The 13,606-nt window shown below is 56.7% G+C and carries 7 protein-coding genes; all 7 read right to left on the bottom strand.

Translation table 11 applies throughout. The features are described from left to right. Positions 1-27: 27 nt before the first annotated feature. Positions 28-1,134 (bottom strand): ROK family protein, encoded by a 1,107-nt coding sequence (locus PKY88_03075; protein HOQ04182.1) that lies wholly within the window; start codon positions 1,132-1,134, stop codon positions 28-30. Between the two features lie 24 nt (positions 1,135-1,158). Next, complete coding sequence (locus PKY88_03070) at positions 1,159-2,319, bottom strand: MFS transporter (GenBank protein HOQ04181.1); 1,161 nt, start codon at positions 2,317-2,319, stop codon at positions 1,159-1,161. A 60-nt stretch (positions 2,320-2,379) separates the two neighbouring features. Beyond that, positions 2,380-4,686, bottom strand: a complete 2,307-nt coding sequence (locus tag PKY88_03065; protein ID HOQ04180.1) for a GH92 family glycosyl hydrolase — start codon at positions 4,684-4,686, stop codon at positions 2,380-2,382. 2 nt (positions 4,687-4,688) lie between these two features. After that, entirely contained in the window at positions 4,689-5,861 is a 1,173-nt protein-coding gene (locus tag PKY88_03060) for a glycoside hydrolase family 76 protein (protein ID HOQ04179.1), read from the bottom strand. Next, positions 5,846-8,341, bottom strand: a complete 2,496-nt coding sequence (locus tag PKY88_03055; protein HOQ04178.1) for a glycoside hydrolase family 127 protein — start codon at positions 8,339-8,341, stop codon at positions 5,846-5,848. Before PKY88_03055 ends, PKY88_03060 begins: the two co-directional genes overlap by 16 nt. Before the next feature lie 224 nt (positions 8,342-8,565). Beyond that, positions 8,566-11,226, bottom strand: a complete 2,661-nt coding sequence (locus PKY88_03050) for a DUF4965 domain-containing protein (GenBank protein ID HOQ04177.1) — start codon at positions 11,224-11,226, stop codon at positions 8,566-8,568. An 8-nt stretch (positions 11,227-11,234) separates the two neighbouring features. After that, positions 11,235-13,568: a glycoside hydrolase family 2 TIM barrel-domain containing protein gene (locus PKY88_03045; protein HOQ04176.1), complete on the bottom strand. Its 2,334-nt coding sequence runs from the start codon at positions 13,566-13,568 to the stop codon at positions 11,235-11,237. Positions 13,569-13,606: the final 38 nt, after the last annotated feature.

The following is a 13,606-nucleotide window of genomic DNA, read 5'->3' as shown; positions in this document are numbered from 1 at the left end:
CTTCAGTTCCTTTCCTGAATTGTGCGATTATCTGTCCAGCTGACTCAACGCAAAGGCATATGCCCCTACCGAAACGGCCCGGCTGGTTTCCATCACCGCCCGTCCGAGCCCTATCCGCTTCATCGAATCATAGCAAACCGTCCGCCGGGAGCCGGGAACGGTAATTTCTTTGACCTGCCCGGCTAGAAAGGCCCGGCGTCCCTCTTCGCTTTCCAAATCAAAGCACCGCTGCACCAGCCGGTTAAACTTCTTGCCGCTGTAGCTTTCCAGCTGCCTGTTCATTTCCTTCAGCACCGCCTCGATAAACAAAGGATACGCCGCTGACAGCCCGCCGCCGATGACAATCAGCCCATCCAACAATGTAATGGCGTTTGCCAGGGCATCGCCGAGGACTTCACCCAGTTCCGCATAGGCCCCGACGGCCGCCGCTCGATTTCCCTCTCTCTGGCCGATCCCGATTTCATAAATCTCCTTGGGACTGGGAGCTTGTTCAAACGGGATTCCCGCCAGCCGGGCATACGAACCCCGCACTGCACGGATACTCACCCCTTCCTCCGCAAAACTGTTCGGATGCCGTTTCTGGCGGACAATCCAGATTTCTCCGGCTGCGGAGTTGTCCCCGACATACAGCCGGCCGTCTGCCACAATCCCGCCGCCAAATCCTGTTCCCAGCGTCACGCCGAACAGCTTTGAATACCGCTTCGGCGAGCCGGCCTCCTCGAGCATCCGATTGACCTTCGGCAGGAACCCGGCAATGGCCTCTCCATATGCAAACAAATCGCCGTCATTATTGATAAAAACCGGAATCCCAAAGGTCTCTTCGAGAAAATCTTTCAGGGCCACGCCGCCCGCATATGCCGGCAGATTCCCGACATTATCGATAATTCCGTTCGGATAATCCGCCGGCCCGGGAAAGGCAAAACTGATGGCCGCCGGCTTTGTTTTCAATCGGCTGCTCACCTGCCGAAACCCGCTGACCATCGTTTCCAGACTCTTGGCAAGGTCATTCGCATAGGCCGGCAGATGAACCGGCTCGACAACCTCCTCAAAACCCTGCATCGCCGAAAAAACAAAGTTTGTACCGCCCGCATCGAGCGTCAGTACTGTCCTCGGGTCTTTCTTCCAATTCTCCATTTCCTGTTCTCCCAAACGCAAGGATTAGCCACAAACCGCCTCTTTTTTTGCTTCTTTCCATAGCGAAAGCACCAGCAAATACACAAAACAGACCGCGGGAACCAAAAAGGCGTTCTGTCCCCAGCCGCTGTCCACAAACTTGCCCATCAGCAGCGGCACGACTGCCCCGCCTGCGATTGCCATACACATCAGCCCGCTCAGCTCACTGCTGTGTTTGGGGTCTTTTTCGACCGTAATGGAAAACAGCATCGGCCAGATGTTTGCATAGCCCAATCCGGCCGCCAGGACACCCAGCGGCGCCAGCATGGCATTGCCGAACATCAAAGTCAGCGCGCCTGCAAGCCCCAGGACCGCTGAAATCACGAAAAATATCCGCGGCGTAATCCAATGCAGCACCACCGGCCCCAAAAGCCGCCCGGCCGTGAGCATCAGGAAGAAGAACGCAGGCCCGAACTTGGAAGCCGTGCCTTCCGCCACTCCCATTCCTTTCATCAGGGGCATTAAAAACCGCCCCATGCACACCTCCGCCCCTACATACAGAAATATTCCAAAGACGGCAAAGGCAACAAACGGTTTGCCCAGCAGGGCTAAACTGGACCCGATGCTCGGCGGCACATCGGCTTTGGTTTCCTCAACCTTCAGCAAGGCCGCCCAGATAAAGGTAATCAGCATCAGGACAAAGAAAATCGGGAAGACCGCCCGCCAGCCCAGACGCTCCAGCAGAAAGAATCCGGCCGCTGCCGTGACCAGATAAGACGAAATCGTGCTGCCGACCCCCTTGAACCCCTGCGCCAGACTCAGATTCCGGCTGTACTTGCCCTCGGCACCGACATCCCGCAAAATGGGATTGCCGGCTACCTGCAGCAGGGTTGTGCCCACCCCCAGCACAAAAATACAGCCCAGCAGAAAGGCGAATCCAGGCTCAAACAGGCAGGGAATCAGCATTGCCGCCGCATTCAGCCCCAGCCCCAGCAGCAGCAGATTCTTCTTACCGATTTTAGCCGCCAGAACGCCGCCCGGCACGCTGAACACCGCAAAGGCGATAAACACAAAGAAGGACAGCAGCGTCGCCATCACATTGCTCAGCTGATAATTCTGACGCACGGCCTCCGAAAACGGCCCCATCGCATCGGCGACCCCCATCACAAAAAACGCCAGCAAAATCGCTCCGGTTTTGTTCTTCATACGTTCCTCTTCTTCAATCCAGTACAATGTTCCCGTTTCTTTTAGAGCAGAAATCCGTTTCTATTTTTCCCGAGACATCGAATATGGCGCATCCTCCGGCCTGCTGCCCCATTTTTCATTGGGTACCGGTCCCATCCTCAGCTCCAGTCGTCCTCCCTTTATCAACTCCTGATGTTTTAAATAAGTCCGGGTAATGGTTCGCCCGTTCAGTCTGGCCGACTGAATATACCGATTTTCCGGAGAGTTCCCCCTGGCTGCAATGATAAACTTTTTACCATTTGAAAGCCGAATCACCGCCTCCTCAAACAAAGGCGCTCCCAGCACATACTCGTCCGTCCCCGGACAGACCGGATAAAACCCCAGCGCCGAGAACACATACCACGCCGAGGTCTGTCCGTTGTCTTCATCCCCGCAAAGGCCGTCCGGCGTCGGATGATACAGCCGCTCCATCACCTCCCGCACCCATTTCTGCGTCTTCCAGGGCTGTCCGGCATAGGCATACAGATAAATCATATGCTGAATCGGCTGGTTGCCGTGGGCATACTGGCCGAAATTCATCACCGCCATCTCAATAATCTCGTGAATCGGAAATCCATAATAAGAACAGTCATACTTGGGCGGTGTGGTGAAGACCGCATCCATTTTGGCGACAAACGCCTCCCGCCCGCCCATCAGGTCAATCAGCCCCTGCGGGTCATGAAAAACCGACCAGGTATAATGCCATGCACAGCCCTCTGTAAAATCGCCGCCCCATTTTTCCGGAACAAACGGGCCGGCCCAGCTTCCGTCTTTGTTGCGTCCCCGCATAAAATTCGTGGAGGAATCAAACAGATTTCGATAATACTGAGCACGCCTGCGGAACCGCTCGATTTCCTCCTGCGGACGCCCAAGGGCCTGCGCCAGCTTCCAGATAGTAAAGTCATCATAACTGTACTCGAGTGTCCTCGCAGCGCTTTCCCGAATGCCGACATCAGACGGGACGTAGCCCAGTTCGTTGTAATAAGACACACCCTGCCGCCCTACAGACCCGAGCGGTCCGCTGTTTTCCGTATTTTTCAGAATCGCCTCGTATAGCGTCTTGATGTCGTAGCCCCGGATTCCTTTCAGATATGAATCGGCGATAATTGACGCCGAATGCGAACCAATCATGCAGTCCCGATGTCCCGGGCTGGCCCATTCCGGCAGCCATCCGCTTTCCCGGTACGTATTGGCCAGCCCCTCCATCATCTGCGCGTTTTCTTCCGGATACAAAAGCGTTGTCAGCGGAAAGGCCGCCCGGAAGGTATCCCAGAAACCGTTGTCCGTGTACATCGGCCCCGGCAGGACCTTGCCGTTATAGGGGCTGTAATGCACAATCTGTCCCTGCGCATCGACCTCTGTAAAATCCCGCGGAAACAGCAGGGTGCGATACATCGCCGTATAGAAATTCTGGTACTGCTCTTTGGTTCCGCCGCGAACCTCCACACGCCCCAGATGTTCATTCCAGACATCCCGAGCCTTCCGGCAGGTCTGGTCAAATGTATCGCTTCCAACCTCCCGGTTCAGATTCAGCTCCGCCTGCTCGACGCTGATAAAAGAGGAGGCCGCTTTGAGGCAAACCGGCTCATTCCGCCGGGTCTTCAGCCGAACCGCCGCCATCACATGCTCGCCCTTCTGCTCCGGAGCCCCCTCGTGAATCTGCCCGTCACACCAGAACGTCACTTCTTCAAAATCGCGGTCAAAAACCACCACAAAATAATTGGCAAAATTGTCCGGCACTCCGCCGTTGTGATTGCGGCAGTATCCTACAATCTTCCGCTCTGCCGGAACGGCCTTCACCCATGAGCCTTTGTGAAAACCGTCCACAACCACATAGGACGCCTCTGAATCCGGAAACCAAAAACGGAATTGCGCCGCCCGCTGGGTCACTGTCATCTCCGCTGTCGTATCCGAATCCGCCAGATACACCTTGTAATAATAGGGCTTGGCAATCTCCGTCTTGTGCGAAAACCAGCTGGCCCGCTTCTCTCCATCAAAAACCAACTGGCCCTCCAGCGGCATCAGAGCAAACGCCCCGTAATCATTAATCCAGGGGCTGGGCTGATGCGTCTGGCGAAATCCGCAAATCTTGTGCGCATCGTGCTGATAAATCCAGCCGTCGCCCATTTTGCCCGTCTGCGGCGTCCAGAAATTCAGTCCCCGCGGCAGCCCGACCGCCGGATATGTGTTGCCCGTCGAAAACCCAAACCACGAATCCGTCCCGACCAGCGGATTGACATAATCAACGGGCTCCGCCGTCTTCTCTTTGGCCGCCCCGCAAACGGCCTGCAAGGCAAGGATTGCCGCGATCCCGACTCCGTTCCGCCACATTTTCCATCCCGTCTTCATCGTCACTCCCGTATTGATTGGTTGGTTTCTTTGTTTTTGTAAGCCGCCGCCAGGGCCCAATATCCCCGGGCCGCCGCCGATGGATACAGCAGCTTCCATTCCTGAATCGGTTCCGGATTCGGCCGGTCCCAACGTTTTGAATAACGCCCCTCCTTGTCCCGCACCTGCTGATAAACATACTCCATCCCTTTTCGGGCCCTCTGCATCCACTCTTCCTGACCGGAAACCTCCGCTAACTCGACCCACGCCTCAATCAGGGTAAAGGCAAACATCGCTTCACAGTGCAAAGCCCCTGTCTTTTCGTCCAGCCACCGCTCTCGAGCGGCCAGCGCCGTCCGCAGAGCCTTCTGCAAATACTCTTCTCGGCCTGTCAGTCGATACAACCGGACCCAGCTTCGAATCGGCATCGCCGAGTTATACGACCATTTCCGCCGCCCAATTCGCCCGTCCTGCCGAATGTGATCAAAAAACAGTCCATCCTCATCCTGGAGCGTCTTTTCCAGCCATTGCAAAAGCCGCTGTGCCGTTTCCAGAAAGCCCGTGTCTTTCGTCAGCTCGCAATAGCGCAGACACGCAAAGGCCGTCGGTGCCGTCGAACAGGTATTTCGTCCGCGTCCGGGGGAGGCCGGCTCCTGGCGCCACCAGATGCCGCCCTGCGGCGCTTCACCGCTCAAACAGAACTCGATGGTTTTCCTCGCCTGCTCCAGAAAGTCTTTTTTTCTGCAGGCCTCATACGCATCCAGCAGGCCCATGGCAATCCAGGCGTTGTCATCATAATACCGTTCGACCTTCTTGCGCCCTTCCGGCAAGCAGTCATAGCCGCCGATGCCGTTTTCCTGAACCCAATACGACTGCAGAAAGTCAATCAGGTTCTCCGTCTTTTCGCAAAAGACAGAATCCGCTTTTGCCGCCTGCGCATAGGCCAGCAGCAGGATGGAATGTCCCCATGCATAGGCCGGTTCCGTGCGGCTTTGGTCTTCCGAATACCCGCCGCCCGCCAGCCGATGGTCTCGTTCGATTGTCTCCAGCGTCTCGCGACCCCACTGTGAAAAAATGCTGCCGGCCGGAAGGTCTTCTATACAGGCAAATGACATCACACCCGGACCTGTAAGTCCGACAAGAAAGCACAGCCCCCAACCCATCCAAAAAGGTTTGTATTCTACTGCACCTTCCACTCAAGAATCCCTCCGGAAAAGCCGTCCTGCAGCCGAACCTCCAGACGTACCGCCCGCGTCTGAACCGGCTTAAACGCAACGCGGCTCCAGCCGTCCTTGACAACCGGATAGTCCCCTGAAACATGCACCGGCTTCCACGCCGCCCCTTCCAGAACCAGCAGACGCCACGATGCCGGCACTCGGCACTGTCCGATACCGGTATCATCAAACCAATAGACTTCAGACTTTGAAATCGCCTGCGGCCTTTCAAACCAGACCTGCACCCATTCCGTTGTCCCCTTTCGGTCCCACCAGGTAAATCGCGGGATGGAATGGTCTGCGGAACGGCTCGGTTCGAGCCCGTCACACAAAGCCGATAGTTCATCGTGCAAATACGAAGCCGTCAGGGAAGTCAGCGGCGGCCTGGGAAATGTCTGGGGTTTCCATTCCTTCGCCTCCGGGCCTTCTCCAATCACCGGAAAGGCGGAGATCCGCAGCCGTGCCGCCCCCATCGGAATCAGCGTCACCGTCTCCGACGGCTCATTGGACCGAACGGGACTGTTCTGCAGCGGACTGCACAGGCCGTACTGATCCAGCGTCCAGCTGACAATCTTTTTCGCCGTGGTTTTCAGCTCCAGCGGCACCGCCTCCGGCGTAAACGGAAAATCATCGGCCGGCCAGGGCCTTCGAATGAGCTCAAATCCTTCCTCCGGCCGGGTTTCCTTCAGCACCAGACCGTAATTCCACGCCGACGCCGGGTATATCTCAAAGGAAGGCCATTGTTCCTTTCTGACATCCGCCCGCCACTTTGAATCCCATACGGCGGTCTTTGTGCTGTCTGCCTGCACATACAGTTCCTGAATTTTCAGCGAAAACATCAGCGGCCCATAGGAAACGCCTGCACTGTTCTGATTGGCCGTCCACCGCTGCACCCGCAGCTCCATCGGCAGATTCAGCACCAGCCGGTCTCCGTCCCGCCAGGTACGCTCCATCCGGATGTATCGGCCCGCCTTTGGTTCTATCGACACACGCTGTCCGTTGAGCTGCACAGAGGCCTTTGAACACCATGAAGGCACCCGCAGATACAGCGGAAACGCCGTCGGCTCAGACAGCTGCACCGTCAGCCGTATTTGGTCTTCAAACGGATAGTTCGTTTCTTCTTCAAGGATGACCTGCACTCCCTTGCCGACTTTGGCCTTGACCCGGCAGGCCGCGTACATCGCTGCACAAAGCCCGCTGTCCGGGGTTGCCCACCAGAGCGACTTGGCATAATTGGGCCAGCCGTGCGAATGATTGTGCTGACAGCACCGGTGGCTGAACGGGTTCATCATCAGAAACGGACCCCTGTTATCCAGACCCGGATGGTGGTCCGCCCCATCGCTGACAGGCTGATTCGGCGCCGTCAGGTACCGCAGGGCCCGGAAATCCGGCATCGCCGCCGCCGGATACATATTGAATGCGACCTCCTCACAGTGGTCCGCCCAGAACGGGTCTCCCGATATGCGCATCATCATCTCATCCGAAAACATCTGTTCAACAATGCCGCAGGTCTCAATGCACTGCCGCGGGTCGTCAAATCCGACTCGGCAGTTTTCATCCCCGCCGAACATCCCTCCTGGAACCTGCCCGAAGCGCTTCCGCACCTCCCAAAAATTTCTGTTGGCAAACTCCAAATCACGGGAACTGCCGCTCAGGAGAAAATAAACCGCCGGCTCCCGAAAGCCCTGGGCAATATTCACATTGTGCCAGTTGGGCAGGTCGCCCTCCATCCGCCAGTCGGCCGTCCGCCGATGAATCTTCTCCGCCAAATCGAGCAGCTGTTTGTCGCCTGTCCGATTGTACAGCCACAGCACACAGTACAAATTGTCTCCGCCGCGCATCCGCTGCCAGTAGCCCGTCAGAAACTTCTCCTCCGGCACAGTCAGCTGATAAGCGAAATACCGCTGCATCAGGTCCAAAACCCTCTTATCTCCGCTCCGGTCATAATACGACTGAAGACAATACAGCATCACCATATTGCCCCAGAAGTCCCTCGAGCCGTCCTCCAGCCGCATATCCGGCCCGAAATCCCCGTCCGGACGCTGACTGCGAAGGACCCCCTCAATCCAAAACTTTGTCTCTGCCATCATCGCCGGCTCATTCAGCAGATACGCCAAATCCTGATAGCCCCGCAGCCAATAGGGCACTTCCTCCCAGCCCCATTTGCCCTTGCCGTCAGGACTCAGCCAGGCATTGTCTTCTTTCTGGAGCCAGGCACTGATTTCCTCCAGATGCCCTGTCATTCCGTCCCGCTGCCTCTTAAGATATTCTCTCAGCCAGCCGGTCGGCTCAATTGACCCGACCGGCAGTTCCAGAAAGTAAATCGGCTTTAAGGGGGCTCGGCTGCCGACATAATGCGGATTCACCGAAGCAATATCCGGACGCTCGACAACCGTAACGGAATCCGCTGCCGCCAGCCCCACCCAAAGAAGAATTACACAAAAATACCTCTGGATTGTCATAAATACATCCTTTATTTTCCTGTCCGCATTCACTTACCAACCGTCCTGAGAGAGCGGAATTTGTACCGTCTTTTCCCTCGCGACGGCTGACAGGCCTTAGAACAGCTCCTGAAACTGTTATCCGTCAATCGAAGAGACCCGCTTTGGGGAATGGAAGAATGTCGGCCGTCCTTTGTGCCGATTGAAAATCTCCTATCGTCTTTTGCGCCGGCTGTTCGCTGTTCTTATTCCTGCTCGGTTACATAGGCAAACCCAGCATCAATATATTGGCCTCCGCCAGTCTGACGGCAGGCAATTGCCAGCACATTGTTCCCCGTCCGCAAAGCTGCCCGTGCCTGGGGAGAAAGAGGGATGGTTTGATAATCGGTAGAATATCCTTCCAGTTTGGCCGCCAGGACACCATTGATATACACCTCGGCATCCTCATCGTGATGAATCAGCAGGCACAGGTCTGGGCGAATCTCTTTGTCCAGTGTAAAGGTCCGCCGCAGCCAGATCGTCGACGTGTTCCACACAGTCCGCACCCGGCTGCCGGGCGTGCCGCGCGTGCCAAACCCGCCGGGCCCGCGCTTCCAGCCCGCCGAGGCCGCATCAAAACGCACCTGCATCCAGTTGTCCGACGGCTTCTCAAACGTATAGAACCAGATTTGGGCACTGTCTCGCGAGGTCGGAACCACTTCTGTAATTACCGGCGGCTTCGGCAGCGGGGCCCAAATCCCTTGTATGCGTTCGGCACGAGAAACCCACTTCTTCCAGACCTCCGGATTGTCCATCAGCCGAATAAAGACACCGCCGACAACGGGGCGGGCCTGAAACCCGCGATGTTTGGCATTGTGCGTCCAGTACCAGTCCGTCATCGGTACCCGGTCCGGCGTTTCATTCAGAAACCGCACAATCGGCGCAATCAGGGCTTCAAAGTCCTCCTGCTTGCCCGTCAGACACGCCGTCCAGACAATCCAGTCCAGCTTCGTATAATCGCTGCGGTTATCCAGCGGCAGCCCGTAAGGCTTCTGAACCTTCCGATAAAACGCCATCTCCTTTTCCCCCACCGACGAGGGGAACAGATTCAGCTTCAGCAGACGGTCCCAGACCAGATTGTACTTCTGGCTCCAGGTGCCCGGCTTGTCAAACGCCAGCCGATAATGATCACCGTCATCGGCCATCTGCATCCACTGCTTGGCATATTCTTCCGCCGTTTTGCGATAGACGGCCGCTGTGTCTTTCTGCCCCATCTGCTCGGCCATCTTCGCATAGGCCCCCAGCGCGGTAATCGCCTTCATTGACAGATTAACATTGTGCGCCAGATGCCCTGCAAAATCATCTGTGCACAGCTGATTTTCGGGGTCCAGTCCCTTGGCCTTCAGATACTCCGCCCAGCGGCTCAATACATCCCAGTATTGACGGGCAAAATCAATAGTCCCTTCGGCTTCCGCCACTGCGGCGACCAGCAGCAGCATATTGCCGCATTCCTCGACCGGCATCTGGTTCTCCTCGGAACGCTCGCCTCCCCCGTATACCTGTCCCATCGCATGCGGATAGGTCCCGATGTCATGGGGGGCAAACGGGAATTTCCACCGCTCGCTGCGTCCATATTCGAGAATCGGCACAAACGAGGCCTTCGCCAGCGTCGGATTCAGCAGCAGCACCAACGGAGCAAACGGATAAAACACGTCCACCGTCCCCATACAGCCGTTGCTGAAGTTCTCCTTGCTGAACATCAGAGGCATGCCGTTTTTGTCGGCCGCTATTTTATTGGCCCCCAGCGCCTGCCGATATGCCAGACAGCCGATGGCGACATAATCGGCTCCGCCCGCCTTGTATAAGTCCTCCATCAGCTCCGCATCAAAACGCTCGCACGCCTGCACAAGCGAGTCATACAGTTTATCCGACTCGCTCAGAAGTGTCTGGATGGTCTTGCCGTTCCGCTTCCAGTAGGCCGGCAGCCGCTTGCCGAAATACAGAATCGATTCAATATCATCATAGGCCAGAATAGCCCGACAGCTTTTGCCGTCGCCGCCGACCTTGCCCAAATCAAACTCCATTGCCATCACCGGTGCATTGTCTCGAACAGCCCGCGGCATCTGCCGGTCCATCTGGGTCGGCATCGCCCCCTTGTCCGTAAATTCCCTGCGGCAGTCCTCTGCCTTGGCAATAGCGGTCTGCACCGGCTGCTTTTCGGATGCCGCCAGATAGAAATATCCCCAGTCAATCCGCACATCATCGCCTTTGCGTCCGAGCACATTCTGCTGTTTCGTGCCGGCTTTTAAGACCTTCAAGCCTTCTATCGAAGGCGTCTCCCAGACAACCTCCTGGGAGGGCTCATTAACCACCAGTTCCATCCCGGCATCCAGGTATACACTGACCGCGTGATTCTTCCCGTCTAATGCGGAACATCGCCATGTCAGATAGACCACGGGCCGGCTCATCAGGTCAATATTATCCGGCAGGGCCGCCTGCAGAAACTCCATCTGAAGACGAACGCCGGCCCCTTCAAAGGTATAAAGCGTTCGAGTGGGCAGCACCGAAAGGCCGGTCTGCTGAAGCACCGGAAAGTCCGCCGGCTCTTTGCTCATCAGCCGGTACGTCGTCCCGTCAATCCGCACCAGCGAAGTGAGCGGATGAGGCCGCCCCGTCCAGTGCCGGGTCACATCCCCGTAGAGCGTGTCCGAAGCCGACCAAATGCTGAAATACGGATCACAAACCGCCAGCGGCACCGAAGGCGGACGCACCAGGGACGAGGCCGGCAGCCCCCACGCAGAGGCAAACAGCCCAAGTACACAAAACGCTGAAACAACTCCAAAACCGACTCCCTTCTCTTTCGCCGTACTCATTCGAACCATTCTCATCTCCATAATCTGTCTGTCGTTTTCTATCCAAGCTCTCATACGTTTTCTCACAGCATTCCGGACCATTCGGAGGCCAGCATCGCCAAATCCCTGAAATCCACCCGGCAGTCCTGATTCAGGTCCGCATACGGATACCCCCACTGTCCGCAGGCATCCGTTGCCTGCACGGTCTCGAGGGCCAGACCGACATCAATAAACTGCCCGCCTGTCGTCTGATGACAATGCACGGCAATCAGATTAGATTGGCCTGCCCGCAGGGCCGCTCGAGCCGCCTTGGATATCGGAAGATAGACATAACTGGTCGTATAATTGGTCACCGCAGCCGCCAAAACGCCGTTCAGATACACCTCGGCATCTTCATCGTGATGAATCCGAAGCACGAGGCGATCCATCTGCTCCGATGTCAGCGAAGGCAGCGTAAACGTCCGCCGAATCCAGATATCCGATGTACTCCACACCGTCCCCACCACGGCACCCGGTGTACCCGTCGTCCCGAATCCTCCAGGGCCTTCCGACCAGCCGGAATCATTGTATCCTTCATTCATCCAGCCGGAATTCGGCTGACTCGTTGTATAACGCCACATCTGAGCCGTTTTTTCCGACGTAGGAACAACCCCTTCAAAGGAGCGATTCATTGCATTGGACTGTCGAATCGCCGACACATCGGCTTTTATCACTTTTCTGTCATAGGTAATCAGCCCGTTGATTTCCACCTCGACATCCGTAATCTGCGTATAAACCCCGGCACTGAGCCCCAGTTCATCCCGCAGACCGGCCAGCTGCTGAATATACGCATCATACAGCTGTGCCAGCTCCTGGCCCGTATTGACCATCGTGTAGCCCCACGAATTCGGATTCCACATATGCCCGTCCACCCGCATTCCAATGCCTCCGAATTCCCCGCAGACACTGGCTCGGGTTTCCGTGGGAGCCACACCGCCGGGCGCCGGATAGCTGTGCTTGTCAATCAGATGCCCGACTGGATAATCCGTCCAGCCGCTGGCACATGAAACCAGCCGCGACGGGTCCTGTTCCATCACTTTCTGCGTCAGACGCACTGTATCATACTGGCCCCATCCCTCGTTGAACACAATCCACATAATAATCGACGGATGGTTGCCCAGCTCCTCGACCATCTGCTCCAGTTCCCACTCAAACTGGGTCCGCTGCGCCGCCGATGAATCGCTTCGCATGCTCGGCATATCCTGCCAAACCAGAAGCCCCAGCTTGTCCGCCCAGTAATACCACCGCGCCGGCTCAATCTTTACATGCTTTCGCACCATATTGAATCCGAACGCCTTAATCATATCCAAATCCCACTTCAGCGCTTCGTCCGTCGGAGCCGTATAGAGCCCGTCCGGCCACCAGCCCTGGTCCAGCGGTCCAATCTGAAAAACAAACTTTCCGTTCAGCAGCAGCCGCTGGACTCCGTTGACCATGCCAATCCCGACCTTGCGCATTCCAAAATAACTCTGCACCTCGTCGAGCACTTGGGACCCCTGTTTAATCCGCACCTTCAGGTCATACAGATACGGGTCGTCCGGCGACCACAGCCGCACATTTCGCAGCCGCAGCTTCAGGTCTTCACCCGCCGCCCCGCTCACCTGGCCGGCTTTCTCCGTTCCCTGATAGGCAACAGCTTCCACGGTCAGCCCCTGCGCGGAGCCGCTAACAATCGCCTTTACCCGCACCAGCCCATTGTCCACATCCGGCACAATCTTGATGCGTTCAATCGACACTTCGGGCACCGGCTCCAGCCAGACCGTCTGCCAGATGCCCGTGACTGCCGTGTACCAGATGCCGCTCGGATTCAAATCCTGCTTGCCGCAGGCAATCGCCTGGCTGTTCGTCGGGTCATACACCCGCACAATCACCTCCTGCGGTCCGTTGCCGGTCAGATACGAAGTAATATCGAAAGTAAACGGATCATATCCGCCCTTATGAATCCCAACAGAGGTACCGTTGACATACACCTCCGCCTCCCAGTCCACTGCATCAAAATGCAGCAGAATCCGTCGGCCCTGCCAGCCGGACGGTACTTCAAATGTCCGCCGATACCACAGCCGCTCATGATGCTCCATCACTCCGGATATCGCTGACTCCACCGGAAACGGAACCAGAATCTCTCCCGACAGTGTCTGTCCCGTCGGCACCGGGTCTCCTGCATTGCCCGGCTGATACTGCCAGAGCCCGTTCAGATTCAGCCAGTCCGAACGAACCATCTGCGGACGCGGATACTCCGGCAAAACAGCATCCGGATTCACCTGTTGGGCCCACGGAGTCATCAGCGGGGCCTGCTTGAGCGTCCATCCGTATCCTGTTGTCCCCAAAAGAGCCGTCAGCACAATCACCGTCATCCAGGCATTCCGAAAACATTTCATACCTTATCCTTTCCCATCTTCACCTTCAGGTGGGTTTA

The organism is Anaerohalosphaeraceae bacterium (genome assembly GCA_035378985.1).
GTDB lineage: Bacteria > Planctomycetota > Phycisphaerae > Sedimentisphaerales > Anaerohalosphaeraceae > JAHDQI01.
The sequence above is the reverse complement of the archived record's forward strand: the minus strand, read 5'-3'. Positions and strand labels throughout refer to the sequence as shown.

Coding starts and splice junctions, on each gene's coding strand:
- PKY88_03070 (HOQ04181.1), bottom strand. CDS start 2,319: ATGAAGAACAAAACCGGAGCGATTTTGCTGGCGTTTTTTGTGATGGGG.
- PKY88_03045 (HOQ04176.1), bottom strand. CDS start 13,568: ATGAAATGTTTTCGGAATGCCTGGATGACGGTGATTGTGCTGACGGCT.
- PKY88_03075 (HOQ04182.1), bottom strand. CDS start 1,134: ATGGAGAATTGGAAGAAAGACCCGAGGACAGTACTGACGCTCGATGCG.
- PKY88_03050 (HOQ04177.1), bottom strand. CDS start 11,226: ATGAGAGCTTGGATAGAAAACGACAGACAGATTATGGAGATGAGAATG.
- PKY88_03055 (HOQ04178.1), bottom strand. CDS start 8,341: ATGACAATCCAGAGGTATTTTTGTGTAATTCTTCTTTGGGTGGGGCTG.
- PKY88_03065 (HOQ04180.1), bottom strand. CDS start 4,686: ATGAAGACGGGATGGAAAATGTGGCGGAACGGAGTCGGGATCGCGGCA.